The sequence below is a fragment of the Pseudomonas sp. D3 genome (assembly GCF_029320995.1).
Lineage (GTDB): Bacteria > Pseudomonadota > Gammaproteobacteria > Pseudomonadales > Pseudomonadaceae > Aquipseudomonas > Aquipseudomonas paraveronii.
Genome location: NZ_CP119772.1, coordinates 4,578,105 through 4,602,687 on the forward strand (window position 1 = coordinate 4,578,105; position 24,583 = coordinate 4,602,687).

19 protein-coding genes, 3 rRNA genes and 1 riboswitch are annotated in these 24,583 nt (G+C 60.1%); of the genes, 7 read left to right on the plus strand and 15 right to left on the minus strand.

What is annotated here, in order from left to right:
- Positions 1 to 27 precede the first annotated feature (27 nt).
- A complete protein-coding gene (locus P3S72_RS21085; RefSeq protein WP_276194085.1) occupies positions 28 to 1,089 on the minus strand; it encodes a M4 family metallopeptidase in 1,062 nt (353 codons plus the stop codon).
- Positions 1,090 to 1,223: 134 nt separating this feature from the next.
- On the opposite strand from P3S72_RS21085, the gene P3S72_RS21090 reads away from it, so the two are divergent.
- The 4 genes from P3S72_RS21090 (at position 1,224) to P3S72_RS21105 (ending at position 5,285) form a co-directional block, all read left to right on the plus strand.
- On the plus strand, positions 1,224 to 2,153 hold the full coding sequence (locus P3S72_RS21090) for a DNA/RNA non-specific endonuclease (RefSeq protein ID WP_276194086.1): 930 nt from the start codon (positions 1,224 to 1,226) through the stop codon (positions 2,151 to 2,153).
- Positions 2,154 to 2,188: 35 nt separating this feature from the next.
- A riboswitch (cobalamin riboswitch) is annotated at positions 2,189 to 2,384 on the plus strand.
- A 113-nt stretch (positions 2,385 to 2,497) separates the two neighbouring features.
- The gene (locus tag P3S72_RS21095) at positions 2,498 to 3,508 is read left to right on the plus strand and encodes an ABC transporter substrate-binding protein (RefSeq protein WP_276194087.1); all 1,011 of its coding nucleotides are present in this window, start codon (positions 2,498 to 2,500) and stop codon (positions 3,506 to 3,508) included.
- Between the two features lie 8 nt (positions 3,509 to 3,516).
- Positions 3,517 to 4,521, plus strand: coding sequence for an iron ABC transporter permease (locus tag P3S72_RS21100; protein ID WP_276197970.1), 1,005 nt, complete (start codon positions 3,517 to 3,519; stop codon positions 4,519 to 4,521).
- Positions 4,518 to 5,285, plus strand: coding sequence for an ABC transporter ATP-binding protein (locus P3S72_RS21105; RefSeq protein ID WP_276194088.1), 768 nt, complete (start codon positions 4,518 to 4,520; stop codon positions 5,283 to 5,285). Before P3S72_RS21100 ends, P3S72_RS21105 begins: the two co-directional genes overlap by 4 nt.
- Positions 5,286 to 5,378: 93 nt before the next feature.
- On the opposite strand, the gene P3S72_RS21110 is transcribed toward P3S72_RS21105, so the two are convergent.
- A complete protein-coding gene (locus P3S72_RS21110) occupies positions 5,379 to 5,939 on the minus strand; it encodes a nucleotidyltransferase family protein (RefSeq protein WP_276194089.1) in 561 nt (186 codons plus the stop codon).
- A 153-nt stretch (positions 5,940 to 6,092) separates the two neighbouring features.
- Between P3S72_RS21110 and chrA the strand changes: the two genes are divergently transcribed.
- Positions 6,093 to 7,301 (plus strand): chromate efflux transporter, encoded by a 1,209-nt coding sequence (gene chrA, locus P3S72_RS21115; protein ID WP_276194090.1) that lies wholly within the window; start codon positions 6,093 to 6,095, stop codon positions 7,299 to 7,301.
- Positions 7,302 to 7,355: 54 nt separating this feature from the next.
- On the opposite strand, the gene P3S72_RS21120 is transcribed toward chrA, so the two are convergent.
- The 5 genes from P3S72_RS21120 to P3S72_RS21140 all read right to left on the minus strand — a co-directional run bounded on the left by P3S72_RS21120 (position 7,356) and on the right by P3S72_RS21140 (position 14,142).
- Positions 7,356 to 7,589, minus strand: a complete 234-nt coding sequence (locus P3S72_RS21120) for a hypothetical protein (protein WP_017847731.1) — start codon at positions 7,587 to 7,589, stop codon at positions 7,356 to 7,358.
- 240 nt (positions 7,590 to 7,829) lie between these two features.
- Positions 7,830 to 7,945, minus strand: a 5S ribosomal RNA gene (gene rrf, locus P3S72_RS21125).
- Positions 7,946 to 8,102: 157 nt separating this feature from the next.
- Positions 8,103 to 10,994 (minus strand): 23S ribosomal RNA (locus P3S72_RS21130).
- 280 nt (positions 10,995 to 11,274) lie between these two features.
- Positions 11,275 to 12,811 (minus strand): 16S ribosomal RNA (locus P3S72_RS21135).
- Together the 16S, 23S and 5S rRNA genes form the textbook arrangement of a ribosomal RNA operon.
- A 410-nt stretch (positions 12,812 to 13,221) precedes the next feature.
- Positions 13,222 to 14,142, minus strand: coding sequence for a DHH family phosphoesterase (locus P3S72_RS21140; protein WP_276197971.1), 921 nt, complete (start codon positions 14,140 to 14,142; stop codon positions 13,222 to 13,224).
- A gap of 206 nt (positions 14,143 to 14,348) precedes the next feature.
- On the opposite strand from P3S72_RS21140, the gene P3S72_RS21145 reads away from it, so the two are divergent.
- Complete coding sequence (locus P3S72_RS21145) at positions 14,349 to 14,516, plus strand: DUF2986 domain-containing protein (RefSeq protein ID WP_247408186.1); 168 nt, start codon at positions 14,349 to 14,351, stop codon at positions 14,514 to 14,516.
- A gap of 64 nt (positions 14,517 to 14,580) precedes the next feature.
- On the plus strand, positions 14,581 to 15,207 hold the full coding sequence (locus tag P3S72_RS21150; protein WP_247408184.1) for a glutathione S-transferase: 627 nt from the start codon (positions 14,581 to 14,583) through the stop codon (positions 15,205 to 15,207).
- 190 nt (positions 15,208 to 15,397) lie between these two features.
- Here the strand turns inward: P3S72_RS21150 and P3S72_RS21155 are convergent, their stop codons facing one another.
- The 8 genes from P3S72_RS21155 to P3S72_RS21190 form a co-directional block, all read right to left on the minus strand.
- Positions 15,398 to 17,455, minus strand: coding sequence for a methyl-accepting chemotaxis protein (locus P3S72_RS21155; protein ID WP_276194091.1), 2,058 nt, complete (start codon positions 17,453 to 17,455; stop codon positions 15,398 to 15,400).
- 256 nt (positions 17,456 to 17,711) lie between these two features.
- The gene (locus tag P3S72_RS21160; protein ID WP_276194092.1) at positions 17,712 to 18,407 is read right to left on the minus strand and encodes a tRNA (adenine(22)-N(1))-methyltransferase TrmK; all 696 of its coding nucleotides are present in this window, start codon (positions 18,405 to 18,407) and stop codon (positions 17,712 to 17,714) included.
- A 38-nt stretch (positions 18,408 to 18,445) separates the two neighbouring features.
- On the minus strand, positions 18,446 to 19,597 hold the full coding sequence (gene argE / locus P3S72_RS21165) for an acetylornithine deacetylase (RefSeq protein WP_276194093.1): 1,152 nt from the start codon (positions 19,595 to 19,597) through the stop codon (positions 18,446 to 18,448).
- Positions 19,594 to 20,271 (minus strand): DUF1028 domain-containing protein, encoded by a 678-nt coding sequence (locus P3S72_RS21170; RefSeq protein ID WP_276194094.1) that lies wholly within the window; start codon positions 20,269 to 20,271, stop codon positions 19,594 to 19,596. The genes argE and P3S72_RS21170 overlap by 4 nt, the downstream gene beginning before the upstream one ends.
- Positions 20,272 to 20,280: 9 nt before the next feature.
- On the minus strand, positions 20,281 to 21,012 hold the full coding sequence (locus P3S72_RS21175; RefSeq protein WP_276194095.1) for a class II aldolase and adducin N-terminal domain-containing protein: 732 nt from the start codon (positions 21,010 to 21,012) through the stop codon (positions 20,281 to 20,283).
- Between the two features lie 50 nt (positions 21,013 to 21,062).
- On the minus strand, positions 21,063 to 21,893 hold the full coding sequence (locus P3S72_RS21180; protein ID WP_276194096.1) for an ABC transporter substrate-binding protein: 831 nt from the start codon (positions 21,891 to 21,893) through the stop codon (positions 21,063 to 21,065).
- Between the two features lie 28 nt (positions 21,894 to 21,921).
- Positions 21,922 to 22,794 (minus strand): phytanoyl-CoA dioxygenase family protein, encoded by an 873-nt coding sequence (locus P3S72_RS21185; protein WP_276194097.1) that lies wholly within the window; start codon positions 22,792 to 22,794, stop codon positions 21,922 to 21,924.
- Between the two features lie 26 nt (positions 22,795 to 22,820).
- The gene (locus P3S72_RS21190; protein WP_276194098.1) at positions 22,821 to 24,338 is read right to left on the minus strand and encodes an amino acid ABC transporter permease/ATP-binding protein; all 1,518 of its coding nucleotides are present in this window, start codon (positions 24,336 to 24,338) and stop codon (positions 22,821 to 22,823) included.
- Positions 24,339 to 24,583 lie beyond the last annotated feature (245 nt).

Genomic DNA, 24,583 nt, shown 5'->3' on the forward strand with positions numbered 1-24,583 from the left:
GCTGCTCCTCACCGCCCAGGCGGGTTGTCAGACGTTAATGCCCACGGCTTTCCAGCCTTCCTTCACCGCCTTCTGCTCAGCCTTGTCAGCACCGTACAGCCGGCCGGCGATGTCGTAGGTGATGCGCGCGAAACGCAGAAACCCCGCGTTCGGCCGCAACCGCGAGTCGCGCAGCGCGTCATACCAGATACGCCCGGCGCGCTCCCAGGCAAACCCGCCGATCTTCGTGGCCACCTGATAGAACGCATGGTTGGGAATGCCGGAATTGATATGCACCCCGCCGTTGTCCTCATAGGTCTGCACGAAATCGTCCATATGCCAAGGCTGAGGGTCCTTGCCCAGCAGCTTGTCATCAAACGCGGTGCCTGGCGCTTTCATCGAGCGCAAAGCAGTGCCTTTGATTTGCTTGGTAAACAACCCTTTGCCGATCAACCAATCCGCATCTTGCGCCTTTTGCTGCAGCGCGTACTGCTTGATGAGTGAACCGAACACGTCAGACAGCGACTCGTTCAACGCACCGGATTGATTGAAATACATCAACTTGGCCTCATCCTCGGTCACACCGTGGGCCAACTCATGGCCAATGACATCAAGGGCGATCGTGAACCGGTTGAATAGCTGCTGATCGCCATCACCAAACACCATCTGGCTCGAATTCCAGAACGCATTGTTGTAGCTCTGGCCAAAATGAACCGTCGCGTCCAGTGCCATACCGGCGTCGTCAATGGAATTGCGGTCGAAGACCTGATCAAAAAAATCGAACGTGGCGCCCAACCCGTCATAGGCCTCGTCCACCGCGACATCACCACTGGCAGGTTGCCCTTCGCCACGGATCAGCTTGCCCGGCAGGCTATCGGCGCCCTCGGCGCTGTAGATCGAACGCCGTTTGTCGGCGCCCATAGCCAGGGCCATATGGGCGGCCCCTTTGGAGGGCACGGCAACCATGCGCAACGAACGGAACGTGCTGTCTTTGGCGCCTGTCCGTAACGCGACGTCGCGTTGCGCTTTATCGCCATTGCGGGCGATCTGGTCGAGCATGTACGGCGGGATCAGGCAGAAAATCGGATTGCGATGCTGGCGAACACACATTGGCTGGCTCCATTTTGGCGGGTGGTGAACGTCCGGGTAACCGTTCAAGGATAGTCATGCTGCGACGGCTTGGCCCAAATTGTCATGAAGCTATGCTGCAGTAGCGTTTATCCAAGGACTGCGAGGAACTTACGATGCCCCCACGCACCGCCAAAATCGACCTTTCGCGCCGCCCCCGGCTCGCCGATCTGCGCCCGTTGATCGCGGCCAGCCCCAGCCTCATGGAGGCCAGGGCGGCGACTGTGCGCGTCACCGCGGCCAAGGACCTGCAGGACCGGGGCGGCTACGCTGAAGCGTTTCTCGACCGCTTCGTGGTGCCATGGCCCACGGTGGATGAGGCCCTGGCGGCTGACGTACAACCGCTGCGCCTGGACTACACGCATTTCTCAGTTACCATGTCCCGCTCGAGGCGACTGGCGCTCTACGTGGGCGCCAATATCGATGGCGGACAGCATGTGGATATCATCCGCAGCAACGACGCCTGGGCCTACGACGGTCGCCTGCCCATCAGCGCACAGGTGGGCGACGCGCTCTACACCAACAATGGCCTGGACCGCGGTCACCTGGTACGCCGACAAGACCCCAACTGGGGCGACGCCGCCAACACGGCCAATGCCGACACCTTCCACTTCACCAACTGCTCACCGCAGATGAGCGGGTTCAACCAGAAGACCTGGCTGGAGCTCGAGGACTACATTCTCGATAACACTCAACGCTGGAAAGCCCGGGCCACGGTGTTTACCGGCCCGGTGCTGGCTGACGACGACCGTGTTTACCGGGGCGTTAAAATCCCCAAGGCATTCTGGAAAGTGGTCGCCTACCTCAGCGACGACGGCGAGCCCTCCGCCAGCGCCTACATGATCGACCAAAGCCGTGAACTGGGTCAGCTCGACCTCATGTTCGGCCAGCTCAGAACCTACCAACGCAGCGTGATTCAGATAGAGCGATTGACCGGTATTCGCTTCGGCAACCTGGACGACTACGACGGTTTCAGCAACGAAGAGCGCGCCACGGGGACGCGAATTGAAGCGCTGATCCAGGGCCCTGAAGATATTCGTCTCTGACCGGGCGACCTAAGGCTATATCGCCTCGCCGTGATCGACTACCATACCGCGCCGGTTCCCAAACGGGACTAATAGGGAATCCGAAGCGCGGTACATCGCGCCAATCGGAACTGCCCCCGCAACTGTAGATGCCGAGCCTGCTCCCCCACTGCCACTGGACCACGTCCGGGAAGGCCGGAGCGTGGCGACGACGCATCAGTCAGGAGACCTGCCGGCCCAGCAAAATCACTAACCGGCGGGGTGTCCGGGAAGGACATCCTTGCCTGCCTCAACCGCAGCGGTCGAGGGCGTATTTCCGAACCGTACATCCCCAGCTCCAGGTACGGCTTCAAGGAGATTGCCCCATGCTGCCACGCGTTATCGCCCTGCTCACCGGGCTGGGCTTGTGTGCCCTGGCCCAAGCCAACCCCACTCAGTACCCGCTGACGGTGGAGAACTGCGGCAGCACCCTGACCTTCGCGCAAGCGCCCGCCCGCAGCGTGACCATCGGCCAGGCTGCCACCGAAATGCTCTATGCCCTCGGCGTGGGCGATAAAGTAGTCGGCACGTCGCTGTGGTTCAACAACGTGTTGCCGCCATTCAAGGCGCTGAACGACAACATCGAACGCCTGGCCAATAACGAACCGAGTTTCGAGTCGGTGATCGCCAAACGCCCGCAACTGGTGGCGGCCGAGCTGGAATGGGTGGTCGGCCCGCAAGGCGTGGTGGGCACCCGCGAGCAGTTTCATGAGTTGAAGATCGCCACCTACCTGTTGCCCTCCGACTGCGAAGGCAAGGACAACCGGGTGGGCGCCGACGGCACGCGGCTGGAGCCATTCCGTGTCGACACGATCTACAAGAGCATCCGCCAACTGGCCGAGATTTTCGACGTACAAGATCGCGGCCGGCAACTCAACGATGAACTCAAGACACGCCTGGCCAAGTCCGTCGCCACGGTGCACAGCAAGGGGCTCAAGCAGGCCAGCGCGTTGGTGTGGTTCTCCAGCGCCGAGATGGCCAGCGATCCCTACGTGGCCGGCCACAAGGGCGTCCCTGAGTTCATGCTGCAAACCCTCGGCCTGCGCAACGTGGTGCAGTCCGATGAGGAATGGCCCGCCGTCGGCTGGGAAACCATCGCCAAGGCCAACCCCACCGTGCTGGTGATCGCGCGTATGGACCGCCGCCGCTACCCGGCTGACGATCATGAACAGAAGCTGGCCTTCCTGCGCAGCGACCCGGTGACGCGCAACATGGACGCGGTTAAACACAACCGCATCATCATCCTCGACGCCATGGCCCTGCAGGCCAGCGTGCGCACCTTCGAGGGCCTTGAACAACTGGCCACGGCCATCGACGGCTACGACCTGCCGAAATGAGCGCCAGCCTGATACGAACCGTGCTTGCCCTGGCGTTGCTGCTGATCGCCGTGCTCGCCGGCGTGGCCATCGGCGAAACCGCCATCACGCCACACGTGGTGCTCCAAGTGCTGGCCAACAAGCTGTGGGCGGCCGGCTACGTGCTGGACCCGATCGATGAAGGCGTGGTGTGGAACTACCGCCTGACCCGCACCCTGGTCGCCGCTGCGTGCGGGGCGGGGCTGGCCACCTGCGGGGTGATTTTGCAGTCGTTGTTGCGCAACCCCTTGGCCGATCCTTACCTGCTGGGCATCAGCGCCGGTGCTTCGACCGGCGCAGTCCTGGTGGTGCTGATGGGCGTCGGCGGTGGTTTGATTTCGCTATCCGTCGGCGCATTTGCCGGGGCGATGGCGGCGTTTGCGCTGGTGATATTGCTCGCACGGGCCAGCGGTTCGTCCAGCGGCACCGGGCAGATCATCCTCGCGGGCATCGCTGGCTCGCAACTGTTCAACGCGCTGACTGCGTTCCTGATCACCAAGTCGGCCAGCTCCGAACAGGCGCGCGGCATTTTGTTCTGGCTGCTGGGCAACCTCAGCGGTGTGCGTTGGCCGTCGGTGTGGCTGGCGGTGCCGGTGGCGGTCGCCGGGTTGGCGGTGTGCCTGTGGCATCGCCGTGCGCTGGATGCGTTCACCTTCGGCAGCGACTCGGCGGCCTCCCTCGGCATCCCGGTGCGCCGCGTGCAGTTTGTGCTGGTGGGCTGCGCCGCATTGGTCACGGCGGTGATGGTGTCGATTGTCGGCTCTATCGGGTTTGTCGGGCTGGTGATCCCCCATGCAGTGCGTCTGCTGCTCGGCACCGGGCACTCACGCCTGCTGCCGGCCAGCGCGTTGGGCGGCGCGCTATTTCTGATCGCGGCGGATGTGCTGTCGCGCACCTTGATCAAGGGCCAGGTGATTCCGGTCGGCGTGGTCACGGCACTGGTCGGCGCGCCGGTGTTTGCGCTGATTCTGATCGGCCGGAGAAACGCTCGATGAGTGCGCCAGTGTTGAGCTGCACCGGGTTGGGCTTCAAGGTGCGCGACGCCGAGTTGCTGCGGGATATCCACCTGGAGGTGGCGTCAGGCGAAACCCTCGGGATTGTCGGACCGAACGGCTCCGGTAAATCCACCTTGCTCAAACTGTTGGCCGGTTTGCGTACTCCTGCCCATGGCGAAGTGCGCCTCGGTGGCGAGCGTCTGAGCGAACTGTCCCGCCGCACCATCGCACAACGTCTGGCCGTGGTGGAACAACAGGCCGACACCGACGATGCCATTCGCGTGTTCGACGCTGTCGCCTTGGGCCGCACACCGTGGCTGTCTGCGCTGAGCCCGTGGTCCGAGGCAGACGAGCGCATCGTGCGCCAGGCACTGCACGACGTGGACGCCACCCACTTGAGCAACCGCGCCTGGCGCAGCCTCTCCGGCGGTGAACGCCAACGCGTACACATCGCCCGCGCCCTGGCGCAACGGCCGCAGATTCTGTTGTTGGATGAACCGACCAATCACCTGGATATCCAGCATCAACTGGCGATTTTGAAGGGGGTGCAGGCGTTGCCCGTCACGACCTTGATCGCCTTGCACGACCTCAACCAGGCGCTGACCTGTGATCGCCTGGCCGTGCTGGAGCGCGGGCGCTTGGTGGCGCTGGGCAAGCCACTGGAAGTGCTGACACCGCAGCGGCTGCAGGACACGTTCGGGGTGCAGGCGCACTATCTGACGGACCCGTTCGATGGGGCGCAGATTCTGCGGTTGCGCTGTTAAAAACAACGCCGTTCAAATGTCGGCGCTGTCGAGCCCGGCGAGGCGGCGAAGGGATCACCGCGCATCACCTGCCGAACCAGCGCGCTCGCATCGCTAACTCTCGACAATCCTGAGCCAAGGCCACCGCGCCTGATAGCTGCGCGCCTTGTGCTCAAACAACCCCGGCTGCGGATTGATGGGGTTGATCCTGAGAAAGCCCTGCTCCATATCAGTCAAACCAAACGGCGCATACACCTCACCCGTCGCCACATCCAGCCCGATGCACGTCCCGGCCACCAGGTAACGATCAATCCCGTCGCGAGCCGAGCGCAACTGCGGATACGGTCGGCCAAACCGCTGGCCATACCACAGGTGAACGCGCGCCTGATTCTTTACCTCAATTTCAACGTCCAAATCCTCGAACAGCCGCTGCGCTGCGCGAATGACCGCGTCTTCAGCCTCCCAGGAAAGGTCCGAATCGAAGTAAAAAACGTCGTAGTCCTTCACCACCTGATCAGCAGGCAGATTCGACTGATGATTCCAAACGGCCTGGAACAGACAGCCCGCCGTCAGCATGCACTGGCTCAAACCAAGAGCGGGCAGGCGCGCGGTGATCTCGGCGTTGATGGGGTTGGCCATGGCCAGCTTGAGAAAGGTTTCGACGGTCAATGTCATGTTCAATCCTTTGTAATGGTCGCCGGTCCTGGGCAGCCAACAGTACAACAACGCGGGTTACGCTTTCACGTAACGACCCCTTCTTCACGTCATCAAAATTCGCTAAGGTGCCTCGACACGCCGCCCCCTATTCCCCTCACCGAGACACCCACCTTGGCCCACTCCCCCACGGATCACCCCGCCAGCGCCTGGTCGGTGTTTCTGATTTTTCTGCGCCTGGGGCTCACCTCCTTCGGCGGCCCCATCGCGCACCTGGGTTACTTTCGCGACGAATTTGTCACTCGGCGCCGCTGGCTGAGCGAGCGCAGCTATGGGGATTTGGTCGCACTGTGCCAATTCCTGCCCGGCCCGGCCAGCAGCCAGGTGGGCATCGCGCTGGGCCTGTCGCGGGCCGGCTACGGTGGGGCGCTAGCGGCGTGGTTGGGGTTTACGCTGCCGTCCGCCATTGTGCTGATCCTGTTCGCCTTGGGCATTGCCCAACACAGCACAGTCCTTCCTACCGGCGCGCTGCATGGCCTTAAGGTAGTGGCCGTCGCCGTGGTCGCCCAAGCGGTATGGGGTATGGCGCGCAACCTGTGTACCGACGCAGCGCGCATCACCTTGATGCTGCTCGCCGCCTGCGCGGCCCTGCTGCAAACCTCGGCGTGGGGCCAGGTGGCAGTGATCGGCGCGGCGGCGGTGGCTGGCCTGCTGCTGTTCAAGCCCACGCCGCCCGCTGCGCACGATACGTTGCCCGTGACGCTCAGCCGCCGTGCCGGGGCGATGTGGTTATCGCTGTTTGTGCTGGTGCTGGCCGGCCTGCCGGTCCTGGCCCAATTGATCCCCAACCAGAGCCTGGCGCTGACCGACGCCTTCTACCGCAGCGGCTCGCTGGTATTCGGCGGCGGCCACGTGGTGCTGCCGCTGCTGCAGGCCGAAGTCGTACCCACCGGGTGGGTGAGCAACGACGTATTCCTCGCTGGCTACGGCGCCGCCCAAGCCATGCCCGGCCCGCTGTTCACTTTCGCCGCCTTCCTCGGCGCCTCGATGACCCAGCCCCCGAACGGCTGGCTCGGCGGCACGCTCTGCCTGCTGGCGATCTTCGCCCCGTCGTTTTTGCTGGTGATGGGCGCGCTGCCCTTCTGGGAAAGCCTGCGGCACAGCCCGCGCACCCAGGCCGCCCTCGCGGGCGTGAACGCCGCAGTAGTTGGCCTGTTGCTGGCGGCGCTGTACCAGCCGGTGTGGACCAGTGCGATCTTTAGCGCACGGGATTTCGGCCTGGCCCTGATCGGCCTGGTGGCGCTGATGGTATGGAAGCTGCCACCGTGGCTGGTGGTTGCCGGAAGCGGCGCGGCGGGATGGTTATTAAGTCTTACGCTGTAACGCGTCCACCGTGCCTTGCTGCTCGACCTGTCCGAAGACCTCGGCGACTGACGATTAGCCTTTCAACTCACTCGCGCGATTGCTCGCCGCGTCGTCGTAAGCCACATACAACGACTCGGCGATTTGACTTTTGATGGCCTTGGTGGACTCGAGCCCCAAGACAAAACCTTCAGCTTTGCCGCCGGCGCGGTTGAGTTCTTCGTGGGTCGAGGCGCCGGTGATGGCGTCGAGAAGCTTGGAGGCGTGAGGGCCTACACCTTTGGGAAGGGAAATTTGGTCGATGGTCATTGCTGTACCTTTATGAAAAATGGACGGTAGCGCGTGGACCACTCCCGGGCTGGCATGGTAGACCTGTTTGGAAAGAAAGGGGCTGCTTTCGGCCCAAAACCGGGCATCAAGTGTCGACAGATTTAAGGACGATTCAGGCTGGCGCCAACCTAGCGGGAACTCCGTACCAGTCTGAGAATATTTTCCCGCAGACAAACAAAACCCCTGTCTGCGTAAGCAAACAGGGGTTCTGGAATTTAATCTTGACGATGACCTACTCTCACATGGGGAAACCCCACACTACCATCGGCGATGCATCGTTTCACTGCTGAGTTCGGGATGGGATCAGGTGGTTCCAATGCTCTATGGTCGTCAAGAAATTCGGGTACTGAGTCGTGGCCAGCTGGCCTCGCTTCAGCAAATTGGGTATGTGATAGCTTTCGGTGTTTTGTGAGATTCGAACTTTCGGTTCGTTTCGTCTTCACACACCGCAATCTGATGCTCTTTCGAGTAGTCAAATTGCTTGGGTGTTATATGGTCAAGCCTCACGGGCAATTAGTATTGGTTAGCTCAACGCCTCACAGCGCTTACACACCCAACCTATCAACGTCGTAGTCTTCGACGGCCCTTCAGGGGACTCAAGGTCCCAGTGAGATCTCATCTTGAGGCTAGTTTCCCGCTTAGATGCTTTCAGCGGTTATCTATTCCGAACATAGCTACCCGGCAATGCCACTGGCGTGACAACCGGAACACCAGAGGTTCGTCCACTCCGGTCCTCTCGTACTAGGAGCAGCCCCTCTCAAATCTCAAACGTCCACGGCAGATAGGGACCGAACTGTCTCACGACGTTCTAAACCCAGCTCGCGTACCACTTTAAATGGCGAACAGCCATACCCTTGGGACCGGCTTCAGCCCCAGGATGTGATGAGCCGACATCGAGGTGCCAAACACCGCCGTCGATATGAACTCTTGGGCGGTATCAGCCTGTTATCCCCGGAGTACCTTTTATCCGTTGAGCGATGGCCCTTCCATACAGAACCACCGGATCACTAAGACCTACTTTCGTACCTGCTCGACGTGTCTGTCTCGCAGTCAAGCGCGCTTTTGCCTTTATACTCTACGACCGATTTCCGACCGGTCTGAGCGCACCTTCGTACTCCTCCGTTACTCTTTAGGAGGAGACCGCCCCAGTCAAACTACCCACCATACACTGTCCTCGATCCGGATAACGGACCTGAGTTAGAACCTCAAAGTTGCCAGGGTGGTATTTCAAGGTTGGCTCCACGCGAACTAGCGTCCACGCTTCAAAGCCTCCCACCTATCCTACACAAGCAAATTCAAAGTCCAGTGCAAAGCTATAGTAAAGGTTCACGGGGTCTTTCCGTCTAGCCGCGGATACACTGCATCTTCACAGCGATTTCAATTTCACTGAGTCTCGGGTGGAGACAGCGCCGCCATCGTTACGCCATTCGTGCAGGTCGGAACTTACCCGACAAGGAATTTCGCTACCTTAGGACCGTTATAGTTACGGCCGCCGTTTACCGGGGCTTCGATCAAGAGCTTCGCGTTAGCTAACCCCATCAATTAACCTTCCGGCACCGGGCAGGCGTCACACCCTATACGTCCACTTTCGTGTTTGCAGAGTGCTGTGTTTTTAATAAACAGTCGCAGCGGCCTGGTATCTTCGACCGGCATGAGCTTACGGAGCAAGTCCTTCACCCTCACCGGCGCACCTTCTCCCGAAGTTACGGTGCCATTTTGCCTAGTTCCTTCACCCGAGTTCTCTCAAGCGCCTTGGTATTCTCTACCCAACCACCTGTGTCGGTTTGGGGTACGGTTCCTGGTTACCTGAAGCTTAGAAGCTTTTCTTGGAAGCATGGCATCAACCACTTCGTTAACTAAAAGTTAACTCGTCATCAGCTCTCGGCCTTAGAATCCCGGATTTACCTAAGATTCCAGCCTACCACCTTAAACTTGGACAACCAACGCCAAGCTGGCCTAGCCTTCTCCGTCCCTCCATCGCAATAACCAGAAGTACAGGAATATTAACCTGTTTTCCATCGACTACGCTTTTCAGCCTCGCCTTAGGGACCGACTAACCCTGCGTCGATTAACGTTGCGCAGGAAACCTTGGTCTTTCGGCGTGGGTGTTTTTCACACCCATTATCGTTACTCATGTCAGCATTCGCACTTCTGATACCTCCAGCAAGCTTCTCAACTCACCTTCACAGGCTTACAGAACGCTCCTCTACCGCATCACCTAAGTGATACCCGTAGCTTCGGTGTATGGTTTGAGCCCCGTTACATCTTCCGCGCAGGCCGACTCGACTAGTGAGCTATTACGCTTTCTTTAAAGGGTGGCTGCTTCTAAGCCAACCTCCTAGCTGTCTAAGCCTTCCCACATCGTTTCCCACTTAACCATAACTTTGGGACCTTAGCTGACGGTCTGGGTTGTTTCCCTTTTCACGACGGACGTTAGCACCCGCCGTGTGTCTCCCATGCTCGGCACTTGTAGGTATTCGGAGTTTGCATCGGTTTGGTAAGTCGGGATGACCCCCTAGCCGAAACAGTGCTCTACCCCCTACAGTGATACATGAGGCGCTACCTAAATAGCTTTCGAGGAGAACCAGCTATCTCCGAGCTTGATTAGCCTTTCACTCCGATCCACAGGTCATCCGCTAACTTTTCAACGGTAGTCGGTTCGGTCCTCCAGTTAGTGTTACCCAACCTTCAACCTGCCCATGGATAGATCGCCCGGTTTCGGGTCTATTCCCAGCGACTAGACGCCCTATTAAGACTCGCTTTCGCTACGCCTCCCCTATTCGGTTAAGCTCGCCACTGAAAATAAGTCGCTGACCCATTATACAAAAGGTACGCAGTCACCTAACAAAGTAGGCTCCCACTGCTTGTACGCATACGGTTTCAGGATCTATTTCACTCCCCTCTCCGGGGTTCTTTTCGCCTTTCCCTCACGGTACTAGTTCACTATCGGTCAGTCAGTAGTATTTAGCCTTGGAGGATGGTCCCCCCATATTCAGACAAAGTTTCTCGTGCTCCGTCCTACTCGATTTCATGACTAAGAGATTTTCGCGTACAGGGCTATCACCCACTATGGCCGCACTTTCCAGAGCGTTCCGCTAATCTCAAAGCCACTTAAGGGCTAGTCCCCGTTCGCTCGCCACTACTAAGGGAATCTCGGTTGATTTCTTTTCCTCAGGGTACTTAGATGTTTCAGTTCCCCTGGTTCGCCCCTTACACCTATGTATTCAGTGTAAGGTAACCATCTTATGATGGCTGGGTTCCCCCATTCAGACATCTCCGGATCAAAGTCTGTTTGCCGACTCCCCGAAGCTTTTCGCAGGCTACCACGTCTTTCATCGCCTCTGACTGCCAAGGCATCCACCGTATGCGCTTCTTCACTTGACCATATAACCCCAAGCAATCTGGTTATACTGTGAAGACGACATTCGCCGAAAATTCGATAATACTCAATTAAGAGCAACTCACAAATTTTACCTTAGCCTGATCCGCTACCAGTGAAAGTAACGTTCAGTCTATCTTTCTATCACATACCCAAATTTTTAAAGAACGGTTCTGAAAAAGATCAGAGCTAATTATTCGATTCGAATAGTTAGCTCTGCACTTTGACAAACGCATGAATCAAGCAATTCGTGTGGGAACTTATGGAGCAGCTGATGTCGTCGATTAAGGAGGTGATCCAGCCGCAGGTTCCCCTACGGCTACCTTGTTACGACTTCACCCCAGTCATGAATCACACCGTGGTAACCGTCCTCCCGAAGGTTAGACTAGCTACTTCTGGTGCAACCCACTCCCATGGTGTGACGGGCGGTGTGTACAAGGCCCGGGAACGTATTCACCGCGACATTCTGATTCGCGATTACTAGCGATTCCGACTTCACGCAGTCGAGTTGCAGACTGCGATCCGGACTACGATCGGTTTTCTGGGATTAGCTCCACCTCGCGGCTTGGCAACCCTCTGTACCGACCATTGTAGCACGTGTGTAGCCCAGGCCGTAAGGGCCATGATGACTTGACGTCATCCCCACCTTCCTCCGGTTTGTCACCGGCAGTCTCCTTAGAGTGCCCACCATTACGTGCTGGTAACTAAGGACAAGGGTTGCGCTCGTTACGGGACTTAACCCAACATCTCACGACACGAGCTGACGACAGCCATGCAGCACCTGTCTCAATGTTCCCGAAGGCACCAATCTATCTCTAGAAAGTTCATTGGATGTCAAGGCCTGGTAAGGTTCTTCGCGTTGCTTCGAATTAAACCACATGCTCCACCGCTTGTGCGGGCCCCCGTCAATTCATTTGAGTTTTAACCTTGCGGCCGTACTCCCCAGGCGGTCAACTTAATGCGTTAGCTGCGCCACTAAGAGCTCAAGGCTCCCAACGGCTAGTTGACATCGTTTACGGCGTGGACTACCAGGGTATCTAATCCTGTTTGCTCCCCACGCTTTCGCACCTCAGTGTCAGTATCAGTCCAGGTGGTCGCCTTCGCCACTGGTGTTCCTTCCTATATCTACGCATTTCACCGCTACACAGGAAATTCCACCACCCTCTACCATACTCTAGTCAGTCAGTTTTGAATGCAGTTCCCAGGTTGAGCCCGGGGATTTCACATCCAACTTAACTAACCACCTACGCGCGCTTTACGCCCAGTAATTCCGATTAACGCTTGCACCCTCTGTATTACCGCGGCTGCTGGCACAGAGTTAGCCGGTGCTTATTCTGTCGGTAACGTCAAAACAATCACGTATTAGGTAACTGCTCTTCCTCCCAACTTAAAGTGCTTTACAATCCGAAGACCTTCTTCACACACGCGGCATGGCTGGATCAGGCTTTCGCCCATTGTCCAATATTCCCCACTGCTGCCTCCCGTAGGAGTCTGGACCGTGTCTCAGTTCCAGTGTGACTGATCATCCTCTCAGACCAGTTACGGATCGTTGCCTTGGTGAGCCATTACCTCACCAACTAGCTAATCCGACCTAGGCTCATCTGATAGCGCAAGGCCCGAAGGTCCCCTGCTTTCTCCCGTAGGACGTATGCGGTATTAGCGTCCGTTTCCGAACGTTATCCCCCACTACCAGGCAGATTCCTAGGCATTACTCACCCGTCCGCCGCTCTCAAGAGAAGCAAGCTTCTCTCTACCGCTCGACTTGCATGTGTTAGGCCTGCCGCCAGCGTTCAATCTGAGCCATGATCAAACTCTTCAGTTCAAACATCTTTGGGTTTTTAAGAAACCCTAAACTTGGCTCAGCAATCGTTGGTTACATCTTTGATTTCTCGCGGAGTAACTTGTGATGCTGATAATCTTGTTGACTATCAGTCTGACTCCACAAGCACCCACACGAATTGCTTGATTCAGTTGTTAAAGAGCGGTTGGTTAAGATCTTTCGTCTCAACCGAGGAGCGCACTCTACAGCACACCCCCCGAAGTAGCAACCTTAAAAGTTTTTAATTTCACTAAGGAAATCAACCACTTAAGCCAGACCAGCAGTGAACTGCTCGTTAGCGGGAGGCAAATAATACAGGATTAAATTACGTGGTCAACCCCCGCCTGAAAATTCTTTTCCTTACCCAGGAGCCTGGGCTGTCAGGCTGCAAACTTCCAAGGTCGTAGAGCACATTATTGAAAGGATGACGCCGACAACGCCAACTTCAGCAGGTCCTTACGCTGCAACGACGGCTCGATCACCGCGATTCCTTCCTGCCACTCTATAGACAGTAGCTGGCTCAGCTTCTGCTGGCTGGCCACCGCCTCCGCCAACCAGTACCCCTTGCTCTCCCGGATGCTGATTGCGTTCAACATCCAATCGTCCCCCTGCCCCGCAAGCCAGCGCGCAATCGCCGGCCGATGCCGCCGTATCAGCGCCCCGGCGTCCCACACCGTCATCTGCGCGAACAGGTGTGGCAGTTGGTCAGTGACGGTCATCCGTTTCAGGTCAGCCGCCAGGGCTGCGATCAGGTCGGACTCGATCGCAGCCTGGCATTCGGCGAAATACTGCTCGGGCCAATTCGCAGCCAGCCGCGCGCACCGTGCGAGGCACTCATAGGCGCGCCGGTCCTGCGGCGTGGTCAGTTGCCCGGTGAAATAGAGGGTGTTGTCCAGGATTGCCGTGGCCAGCAAGGCAGCACTGTGTTGGCTGATCATCGGCAACAGGCCTGCCGCTTCCCAGCGCAGAAAAACCAGGGTCGCCGCCGCGCCTATAGGGCGAATGTCGGCGGCAGTACCCAGGGTCTGCGCCCAGTAGGTTTCAAAGCCCGGATGGTGATCGATCACCTCGACCACTTGGTCGAGTACCACCAGCGGGTCAAAGTGGTGAGGGTCGCAGACATCCACCAGGACAAATTCATCGTCTGGACCGGGCAAGTAGTTGTCCAGGGCAGAGGGCCAGTCGAGTAGGGTGTTGGGGATGCTGAAATTGAGCGGTGCGCTGCTGACTGCACGAGCATTGATACCTTGATGGTTCAACAGCTCGGCGTAGGCGATACAGCAGGCGAAGGCGTCGATATCCAGATAGGCGGAGCCGGAGGTCACGACCCGCATGATGTGCGACATTGCTTTCCTTAAAATCCATTGTCCAAAATGAAAACCGCGCATGAGTGTCCGACGCACTCATGAATAAAATATGACACCCAGGCCCCTATGCCGTTACCGCCAAGCGACAGCGCCTGCCTCGAACGCCATCGGGTTGCAGTGGCTCACTGTTTCAAGCTGATATCATTCCGGCATTCACCTGCTGAGTAGCAATCATGAACCGTCGTAAAAAGATCAATCAGCTATTAAAGGCCAACGCAAAGAAGGCCAGTGCCAAATTGGCACCTAAAAGCAAAGATAAATACGTCAGTAAAGCGGACCGCTTGAAACTGGCGGAGGGGTCCGATCAGGACGCCAGCAGTTCCCCAGACAACGAAACCTGATTCAAGGCACTCTATAGCGGCGTAGCAGTCTGTTCCTCGCCCCTTCTCGCCCAGCGGAGTTCCCATGATCACTGTCCACCACCTCAACAACTCGCGCTCGCAGCGCATTCTCTGGCTGCTCGAAGAGCTCGGCCTGCCTTACGAGATCAAGCGTTACCAGCGTGACCCGAAGACCAACCTGGCGCCGCCGGAACTCAAGGCGGTTCATCCGCTGGGCAAGTCCCCGGTAATTGAAGACGGCTCGCGCGTGGTGATCGAGTCCGCCGCGATCATCGATTACCTGATCCGTCGCCACGGTGCGGGCCGCCTGCAACCGGACCCAAGCACCGCCGCCTTTGATGAGTACGTGCAATGGCTGCACTTCGCCGAAGGCTCGGCGATGCTGCCGTTGATGCTCAACCTGTACGTCGGGTTCCTGGGTGACGCCGGCGCGCCGTTGCATCCGCGAATCGAGTCCGAGGTGGCCAATTACCTGGGTTATCTCAACGATGCGCTGGCGCACACGCCGTATCTGGTGGGTGACGAATTAAGTGGCGCGGATATTCAGATGAGTTTTATCGGCGAAATCGCCAACGCACAGGGCAAGTTGCAGGCGTATCCGAACCTGGCGGCGTGGGTGCAGCGGTTCCAGGCGCGACCGGCGTATCGCAAGGCGCTGGAACAGGGTGGGGAGTATGCGTTTGCGAAGTGACGGGCGATGAGGCCTTTGGCGAGTGCTTGAACCGGCGTCCTGCAGGCACCGCCGAGCTTTAGCGAGGCTGCGATGCAGGCGCTGAGGTTTAGCAGGCACACCGAGGTGATCCTGTCGCAGCCTCGCTGAAGCTCGACAGCTCCCACATTTGGACGGGTTTACCCCCGGCAAAGCTCTCTCGGCAGCCCACTCAGCTCAGGCGGAAACGTGCGGTGTTGTCACTCAACGCGCGGCTCCCCTTGCTCAGCGTATCCGCAGCCCGGTTCACCGCCCGCGCGCCATCGAGCAAGCGCCCCGCCGCCTGGTCCACCTGCTGGATATTGCCGCTCACTTCATCCGCCGTCGTCGCCTGCTCTTCCACCGCCGCCGCGATGTGCGCCAGGGTGTCGGTGACGTTCTGCACCGCCCCGGCGATCTCGCCCAGCCGCGTGCCCAGCCCGGTGACGGACTCGGCGTCGGTCAGGGCCTGAGCGCAGGCGGCGCTCATCAGTGTGACCGCCTGGCTGACCGTGGCACGCAAGCTGTCCACGGTGCTAGCGATTTGCGCGGTGGAGGCCTGGGTGCGTTGCGACAGGCTGCGCACTTCATCAGCGACCACCGCAAAGCCCCTGCCCTGTTCGCCGGCGCGCGCGGCTTCGATGGCGGCGTTAAGTGCCAGCAGGTTGGTTTGCTCGGCGATGCCACGAATGGTGTCGACCACCGACTGAATCTGCTGGCCCTGTTGGCTCACTTGTTCCAGGGCGTTGGCGGTGTCGGTCAGGCGCCGGTTGAGTTGCTGGATGCTGGCCGTGGTGCGCTGGCTATCGCGGCTGCTGTCTTCGGCGATGCGTCGAGTGTGCTGGGCGCTACCGGAGGCTTGTTCACAGCTTTTGGCGACGCCCATGGAAGTGGCGGCCAGTTGCGTAGCCGCTGCGGCGATCTGGCTGATCTGGTATTGCTGGTCTTCGACGTCGGTGAGGGTGCTGCCCGATTGCGAGTTGAGCGTGAGCACCGCCGAACCAAGCTGCTGAGTCTCGTGATTTACGCCCAGCAGGCTGGTACGCAGTTGCACCACCGCCACGTTGAGCGCGGCGCTGATCGCAGCCAGTTCATCGCGGCCGTCAACAGCCACTTCCACGCACAGGTTGCCGTCGCGCAGGGACTGGGCCAGCGTGGTGATGCCGCTGGCACTGCGACGGATCGAGGCTTGCAGACACATGAACAGGTAGAGCGCCGCCAGGGCCAGCAGGCTGAAGATGGCCGCGACGGGGATGAATTGCTGCAAGGCGCGATCGTGGTAATAGGTCAGGCGTGCATCCAGCGAGCGGAGCGACTGGTTGCGCAGCGCGCCCAGGCTGCCGAGCATCGTGTCGACACTGCGCTCGAAACCGGCAGGGTCGAGTTTGATGGTGCCACCGAACACGCCGTCGTCGAGCACTTTAAGCTCGCTGTCCAGTTGTTGCAGGCTGTTATCGTACTGCGCGGTCCAGGGCTCCAGGCCGAGGTATGGTTTGGCCTTGAGCGACGCAGCGGCCTTGACCAACTGGTCTCGCGCATCGCCGATACGGCCGCGCAGGTCGCGCATCTGCAAGCGGCTTTGCAACGTGAACTGCCCCGAGGCGATGGACGACTGACCAATACTGGCCATGCGGCCGATACGCTCGATCAGGTCCGGCGTGTGCTGGGTGGAAATCTGCATTAGCAGATAAGTCTCCAGCCAGGGGTCGAGGATCAGGCCGGCGTCGAGGGTGATCTGTTCGCGCAGGGTTTGCATGGCGGTCAGCGCCGAGGTGAAGCGATCGTAGCCGTCCGGCCACCAGCCCACGGTGCGCAGGGATTGCACATCCATCCCCTTGACCATTGCCTGCAACGCGTCGAAGCGCGCCAGGGTGTCGACGCTCGCGCCCTGTTGTTTGAGCGCATCGCCCAGAGCTTGCAGGCTTTGCAGGATAAGCGGGTTGTTCGTATCCAGCTTGTCCATCGCCGCCTTGGCTGCGGGCGTCGGTTCACGCAGCAGGTCCAGCGCTTTCCAGCGCGAGGCGAGGTTGCGCTGGGCAATCAATTGGCCATCTAACGCGTCCAGGGCCAGTAGTTGAGAAACGCCGGACTTTTCGCTGGAAATCACCGCAAGTTTGTCGCGATAGTCCAGCCCGATCATCCAGAGGCTCCCGACCAGGGGCAGCATGAACAGAATGAACAGGATCTGGAATTTGCGGGCGAAGCCGAAACGTCCGAGCAGGCGGATACCGGGTGACAACAGACTGTGCATGGCCGACTACTCCCCAAAACAACCCACGCGAGGCAACGATGGACGAAGCCTTGAAATGAATCACGGCAAAGTGCCATGTCATTGATTGGGAAGGCCCAAGCAAGATACGAGCCGCCACTAGCGAGCCCCTGAATAGGCGGTGCGGCACGCAAAAAACCGCGCGCAGTGCTCGAAAATGGGGCGAAAGCACTCAATCAAGGGAACGACCGAGTAGCGAGTGGGTTCGATCAACCCGGTGCGGCAATGAAAGGCCAGCTCACGCCAGCAACGCGGTGATCCACTGCACCTGCCGGGCGACCTCTTGCACCTTGGCCTGGGGCACCGCCTGGCGAGCCTGCTCGAAACTGGCCAGGGTTTTCTGCTTTTGCCGCAGCAGGCGCTGCCACTTGGCCAGGAAGGCCGGGCTGCGGGCCTGCAACTGCAGCGGACCGAAGTACAACTCTTCGGCACTGTACGCCACCGGTTCGGCGCGCTCAGCGACGATGATTTCGTAGTAGAAGCGGTTTTCCCGCAACAACTCTTCGACCAGGATGCGGTAACCGTTGTCCATCAGCCATTGGCGCAGCGGTTGCTCGCCGCCGTTGGGTTGCAGGATCAAGCGCTCTTGGCCGGTGAGGTGTGCCTTGCCGCTGTCGAGGATGTTGCGGATCGTCTCGCCGCCCATGCCGCAGACGCTGATCGCGGTGATCGCGTCGGCAGCCGTGATGGCTGCCAGGCCATCGGCCAGGCGCACGCTGACGTGTTGCTCCAGGCCATTCTCACGCACGGTGCGCTCGGCCGCCTGGAATGGCGTCGCGGCCACCTCCCCCGCCACCGCCGCCGCGATCAGGCCACGACGCAGCAACGCCACCGGCAGGTAGCCATGGTCGGAGCCGATATCCGCCAACCGCGCCCCAGCCGGCACATGCGCGGCTACGCGCTCCAGGCGCATGGACAATGTGTGTTCGTTCAACTGCGGTTCCTTCTTCACCACGAGTGTCAGTGCGAAGGCTATTGACGCACAAACTCCACCACCCGCTCCAGCATTCGATCACACGCATCCAGTTGCTGCAGACTGATGAACTCATCCGCCTTGTGCCCCTGTTCCATGCTGCCCGGGCCGCACACCACGGTGGGAATCCCCGCCTGATCGAACAGCCCGCCTTCGCTGCCGAAGGCGACGGTGCCGAAGTCCTGCGAGCCGCAAAACTGCGCGACCCACTCAGCCGCCTGGCTTTGCGACGAAGTCGCCAACCCCGGATAGCTGGACAACTCACTGAAGCCGATCGCGCACTGCGCACTCACCGCCTGCATCGCCGGCAGCAGGGTTTGCTCGGCATACAACCGTAACTGGTGCGCCACCTGCCACGGGTCCTGGGTCGGCAGCGAGCGCACTTCGAAATCAAAGCTGCACTGCTGCGGGACGATATTCAGCGCCTTGCCGCCGCTCATCACGCCGGTTTGCACCGTGGCAAACGGCGGATCGAACGCCGCGTTCTGGAGTTGCGGCGCCTTGAGTTCCTCACCGAGCCGCACCAGTTCTCGGATCAAGCAGGCCGCGTATTCGATGGCGTTGACGCCTGACGGTGCATAAGCCGAATGACACGCCGCGCCCTGCACGTCGCAACGCACGGCCAATTTGCCTTTGTGCCCCAGCACCGGCTTGAGCTCGGTGGGCTCGCCGATCACACACAACAACGGCTTGACCGGCTGCGCGTGAAACCTTTCGATCAACGAACGCACACCCAGGCAACCCACCTCTTCGTCATAGGACAGCGCGATATGCACCGGCATACGCAACGACGCCCGCACCAGCACCGGCACACAGGCCAGCACACAGGCGATATAGCCCTTCATGTCGGCGGTACCACGCCCGTACAACTTGCCGTCTTTTTCGGTGAGGTCGAACGGCGCCACGCTCCAGCGCTGGCCGTCCACCGGCACCCCATCGGTATGCCCGGACAGCACGATGCCAGGCACATCCGCCGGGCCGATGGTCGCCAGCAGGTTGGCCTTGTTCTTGTGTTCGTTGAACACCAGTTCACAGGCGACGCCGTGGCCCTGCAAATACGTGCGCACGAAGTCGATCAGCGCGAGGTTGGATTCGCGGCTGGTGGTGTCGAAGCGCACTAATTGCGCCAGCAGGTCACGGCTGTGGCTCATCGGTCATCTCCCGGCACCGCATAGCCCGGCGCGATGTGCGGGTTGAGGGCGCGGTCGAGGTAGTCTTGCAGTTGCCCGCGATAGGCCTGCCAGAGCTGATCGAGGGCGCCAATCGGGTCGGCGTCGGCCCAGTCCACGCGCAGATTGACGATGGGCCACAGCAGATCATCGACCACCATAAGGGCCGCCGAATGCACCGGCCCCGCTTCGCCGCCGTGGGCCTGGCCTGCGTGCATCGCGGCGAGCAGCCGGTCGGCCAGATGCCCGGAGGCGTTCTCGAACGCACCGACCATCGCAGCGATCACATCGGGATTGGCCAGCATGTTCCCGGCCGCCACGCATTGCTCGCCACTCAGCGCCGCATGAATGCCAAGGGTTTGCGAGCCACTGAAATGTGCGGTGCGGCCCAGGCGATCGATCACCGTCACCTGCCGATAGTCGCGGTGGTCCTGCCCGGCAAACACCGCCGCCACGGCCTCACTCGGCGCCATGCCCTGCTCCAGCAGGTCGAGAATCTGCGGACCCAGGCTCGGCAGGGTGATGTTCTGCGACGCCACCGCGCCCACACCGGGGCGCAGCCACGGGCAACGCGCGCCCACGGCGATGCTCGACGAGCTGATAGCGATCCCCAACTGGCCCGTCTCGGCACAGCGGGCGACAACGGAAAAGGTCATAGGGCGTCCTCAGTCGAGCACCGACGCATCGGCGTCGATCATCATTTGCTTCATTTCTTCAAAATGCCGGCGCGAGAAATCGGTGATGCCTTCCCAGCCCCGCGCGGTTTTTTCCGCCACTTCATCGGACAACACCCGCAACGGCTGCCCGGTGGACCACGCCGTGACAAGGATCTGGCAGGCGCGCTCCAGGGTCCAGATATCGTCGAACGCTTCACCGATGGACGAGGCGGTCACCATCACGCCATGGTTGCCCATCAACAGGCGGCTCTTGCCGTCGAGCAAGCCGGCCAGGCGTGCGCCTTCGGCTTCGGTGTCGGCCATGCCGCCATAGAGTTCGTCCACCGCCACGCGGTTGAAATAGCGCGCGGTGTTCTGGTCGATCGCCGGGATGTGCGGCTTGGCCAGGCACGCCACCGCCGTGGTGTAGACCGGGTGCAGGTGCAACACGGCGCGGGTGTGTGGCAGCAGTCGGTGGATCTGCCCATGGATCGACCAGGCGGTGGCGTCCACGTTCGGGTGGTCGGCACAGGCAGGGTCGTCGGCGTTCAATAGCAGCAGGTCGCTGGCGCGAATGCGCGAGAAGTGCTTCCACTTCGGGTTGAGCAAAAACTGTTTACCATCGGCCGACACGGCAGCGCTGAAGTGGTTGGCCACCGCTTCGTGCATGCCCAGGTGGGCAACGATGCGAAAGGTCGCCGCCAGGTCGATGCGCGTCTGTTCTTCGAGGGATAACGCCATGGATCGGTCTCCGCAGGGCGCGACCGCAAGGCTGCGGCCGCGCAATAGGCTTACTTGGGCATCAGCGCCGCAAGGTCGGCATCGGTGGGCGCCTCGAAGTTGTACTTCTTGAGCAAGGCCGCGTATTCCGGCGTGGCGCGGTACTTCTCCAGGCCGTCGAGCAAGGCCTGCTTGACCGTGTCATTGCCCTTCTTCACGCCGAAGCCGTTCAGCACCGGGTAGATCAAGGCGTCGGACGAAATCACCACGCGGCTGCCCAGTTTGTCGATCACGCCACGGGCCACGGCCGCGTCGGTGATCTGCGCTTCGACCGCATGGGCCAGCAGCGCCTGGGTGGTTTGCGGGTCGGTGCTGTACTCGCTGATCTGGATCGGCTTCAACCCTTTGGCCACGCAGTACTCGGCCGACAGTTTGTTCATCTGCGCCAGCCACGAGGTAGCCCCCATGGAACCGATCTTGTGGCCGCAGAACTCTTCCGGGGTCTTGGGTTGGAAGGCACTGTCCTTGAGGGTCAGGATCGACTCGCCGCTTTTCAGGTAGGGAATCATGTCGATGACCTTGACCCGCTCGGCGGTGATATACATCGACGAGTTGGTCACATCGAAACGCCCGGCCTGCAAGCCGGTGATCAAGTTGGGAAAGCGCGTGTCGAGGGTCTCGACCTTGCGCCCCATGACCTTGCCCAGGCCGTCCATGAACTCGATATCGAAGCCCGCCGGCTTGTTGTTATCCATGTATTCATAGGGGAAGAACGTCACATCGGAACCGGCGATGATCTTGCCGTCCTGCTGGAACGCCGAAGCCGCCAACGAGGTCATCGCAACCGCTGCGCCCAGCAGGCACAAGGCAAGGGGACGAACACTTTTACGAAACGCTGTCATGGTCAATACCTGCAAGGGAGTTGGGAGGTTAGGCAGTGGCAGAATCTTGTCCGGCCTGTTGCACGAAGAAAGACGCACCACGGGGTTTCTGCGGCAAGCGCAGTTGGTTGTCCGTGGAACGTATCAAGCCACTTTCTTCACCGGCCACCAGCAGGCCGGCATGTGCGCTGGGCAGAGGGTTTTCGCCGAATGGCAGCGCGTCTTCAGCGGCGTAGACGCTGATGAACAGGGTGCGCGGCAGTTCGGTCTCGTTAGGGCTGGAGGCGTGCAGCAAGCGGGTGTGCATGAAGCATACGGAACCGGCCGGGCCGTAGCAGGCGATCGGTTGCCGGCAGTGTTCCGCGACCACTGCGTCGTCCACCGCACCGGTGAAACGCTGGTTCTGCCAGTGCGACCACAGCGGGCCTTTATGGCTGCCGGGGATCACATTCAGCGGGCCGTTTTGCGGGGTCACTTCGCTGACCATCAGCAAGGCGGTGATGATGTCGTCGTTGCTGTGGGGCGTGAACAAAAAGTCCTGGTGCCACTTCACCTGGGTCGCGGTGTGGGGCAACTTCGAATTGATCTTGCTGTGGTGAAAGCGTGCGCCGCTGGCGCCGATCAACTGCGCGGAAATCGCCGCCATGCGTGAATGCAACGCCACGCGTTCATACACTGGGGAAATTTCGGTGGGCGAGCTGACCCGGCGCAGCGACGGGTGATCGGCGCGATGGTCGCCCTCCAGATCAAAGCGTGCGCGGCCATCCACGGTCGTGCCCCAGCCCTGATCATGGCCGCGACTTTCTTCTACCCACTGGTCGAAGTCGTGCTGCAGCGCGGCCACTTCGTCCATCGACAACACGCCTTCCACCACCAGGTATCCGTCGCGCCGGAACTGCTCGATTTCATCTTGCTCGATCATTTTATGTTTCCTGAACGTTAGAGGGGTCACGCCAGCGAGACGTCCTTGAGGAACGCCTCCACGCGTGGGTTCTGGCCGCTGCGCAATACCGCGGGCGTGTCGTCGCAGACCACACGCCCCTTCTCCATGAACACGATGCGATCGGAGACCTTGAACGCGAAATTCATCTCGTGGGTGACGATCACCATGGTGATGCCCTCCTCGGCCAAGGCTTCGATGACCTGCAGCACTTCGTTGACTTTCTCCGGGTCGAGCGCCGAGGTGGGCTCGTCGAACAGCATGATCTGCGGGCGCATCATCAGGGCGCGGGCGATGGCCACGCGTTGCTGCTGGCCGCCGGAGAGTTGGTGCGGGTACTTCCAGGCGTGGTCGAGCATGCCGACCTTGTGCAATAGCGCGTAGGCCTGTTGCTTGAGCTCGTCGGTGCGCCCCAGGCCGTGGTATTTCGGCGCCATCAGCAGGTTGTCGAGCACGCTCAAGTGCGGGAACAGGTTGAAGCTCTGGAACACCATGCCGATGTTCAAGCGATGCTCGGCGTGCTCGATGTACTGCGGTTTCTGCGCGCCGGTTTTGTTCAGGTGAATGAACGGCTGGCCGTTGATCTTGATCTCGCCGTTGTCCAGTTGCTCCAGGCCGTTGAGCAGGCGAATCAAGGTGGTTTTGCCCGACCCCGACGGCCCGATCACCGACACCACTTCACCGGGCAGGACCTGCAGGTTGACCGAGCCCAGCACCTCGATGTCGTTGTAGGCCTTGTGCAGCCGCGTGGCTTGCAGCGCCGGGGCCCCGCTGGTGGCCGGACGTTGCAGCGCGACCCGTTGTTGTGTGGCCAGGGCCAGCACCGCCGCATCGGGAACCCGCGACACATTGCGCTGGTTGACGTCGAGAAAGCGCTCCAGGCGTTTGAGCAGGAAGTCGAACACGGTGACGATAAACACGTAGAAGAACGCCACCGCCGCCATGGTTTCGATCACCAGGAAGTTCTGCGAATACAGGCGCTGGCCGACCATCAGGATTTCGGTGAGCGAGATCACCGACACCAGGGAGGTGAGCTTGACGATGGAGATGTATTCGTTGGCCAGGGACGGCAGCGCCACCCGCAATGCCTGGGGGATCACCACGCGCCATTGGGTGCCGAAAAACTTCAAGCCCAACGCCCGCGCCGCCTCGCCTTGGCCTTTGGGGATCGAGAGCAAACCGCCGCGATGGATCTCGGCCACATACGCCGTTTCGCAAATCACCAGGGCCAGCAAGCCGGACCAGAACGGGTCGGCCAGAATCGCCGAAGTGCCGGGCAGCGCTTGCGGCAGGTTGTAGATAAAGATCAACAGCACCAACAGCGGCAGGCTGCGAAACAGCCAGATATAGCCACGCGCGGGAACGCTGAGCAGCCCATGCCTGGATTGCTTGGCCAGCGCCAGCAGAAAGCCCAAACCGATGCTCAAGACCCAGGTCAAGGTGCTGAGCTTGATCACCGTCCACGTCGCGCGCCAGAACTCGGCGTCGCCCAGCAGACCAAACGTGTAATTCCAGTCGAATGTCATCGTCGCGGTGCCCTGCCCCAAAAGAAGGAAATTGATCTGCATCAATGAAATCAGAGTCGTGGGGACGGGCCCTTGGGGTCAATTCGTAAAACCCGGTCCACTGGGTAGGCAGAACCTACGCAGCCCGCCGCCGCCCTCGAAACCACCAAAAATCAATGTGGGAGGGGGCTTGCCCCCGATAGCGGCGCATCAGCAACACATCAGCAAGCTGACCCAGTGCAATCGGGGGCAAGCCCCCTCCCACA

What these genes read in the sequence shown, in the direction of transcription:
- P3S72_RS21085 (WP_276194085.1), bottom strand. Translation starts at nt 1,089, where the DNA reads ATGTGTGTTCGCCAGCATCGCAATCCGATTTTCTGCCTGATCCCGCCG.
- P3S72_RS21120 (WP_017847731.1), bottom strand. Translation starts at nt 7,589, where the DNA reads ATGACCATCGACCAAATTTCCCTTCCCAAAGGTGTAGGCCCTCACGCC.
- P3S72_RS21190 (WP_276194098.1), bottom strand. Translation starts at nt 24,338, where the DNA reads ATGACATTCGACTGGAATTACACGTTTGGTCTGCTGGGCGACGCCGAG.
- P3S72_RS21170 (WP_276194094.1), bottom strand. Translation starts at nt 20,271, where the DNA reads ATGACCTTTTCCGTTGTCGCCCGCTGTGCCGAGACGGGCCAGTTGGGG.
- P3S72_RS21140 (WP_276197971.1), bottom strand. Translation starts at nt 14,142, where the DNA reads ATGCGGGTCGTGACCTCCGGCTCCGCCTATCTGGATATCGACGCCTTC.
- P3S72_RS21155 (WP_276194091.1), bottom strand. Translation starts at nt 17,455, where the DNA reads ATGCACAGTCTGTTGTCACCCGGTATCCGCCTGCTCGGACGTTTCGGC.
- P3S72_RS21095 (WP_276194087.1), top strand. Translation starts at nt 2,498, where the DNA reads ATGCTGCCACGCGTTATCGCCCTGCTCACCGGGCTGGGCTTGTGTGCC.
- P3S72_RS21090 (WP_276194086.1), top strand. Translation starts at nt 1,224, where the DNA reads ATGCCCCCACGCACCGCCAAAATCGACCTTTCGCGCCGCCCCCGGCTC.
- P3S72_RS21175 (WP_276194095.1), bottom strand. Translation starts at nt 21,012, where the DNA reads ATGGCGTTATCCCTCGAAGAACAGACGCGCATCGACCTGGCGGCGACC.
- argE (WP_276194093.1), bottom strand. Translation starts at nt 19,597, where the DNA reads ATGAGCCACAGCCGTGACCTGCTGGCGCAATTAGTGCGCTTCGACACC.
- P3S72_RS21180 (WP_276194096.1), bottom strand. Translation starts at nt 21,893, where the DNA reads ATGACAGCGTTTCGTAAAAGTGTTCGTCCCCTTGCCTTGTGCCTGCTG.
- P3S72_RS21185 (WP_276194097.1), bottom strand. Translation starts at nt 22,794, where the DNA reads ATGATCGAGCAAGATGAAATCGAGCAGTTCCGGCGCGACGGATACCTG.
- P3S72_RS21105 (WP_276194088.1), top strand. Translation starts at nt 4,518, where the DNA reads ATGAGTGCGCCAGTGTTGAGCTGCACCGGGTTGGGCTTCAAGGTGCGC.
- P3S72_RS21150 (WP_247408184.1), top strand. Translation starts at nt 14,581, where the DNA reads ATGATCACTGTCCACCACCTCAACAACTCGCGCTCGCAGCGCATTCTC.
- P3S72_RS21110 (WP_276194089.1), bottom strand. Translation starts at nt 5,939, where the DNA reads ATGACATTGACCGTCGAAACCTTTCTCAAGCTGGCCATGGCCAACCCC.
- P3S72_RS21145 (WP_247408186.1), top strand. Translation starts at nt 14,349, where the DNA reads ATGAACCGTCGTAAAAAGATCAATCAGCTATTAAAGGCCAACGCAAAG.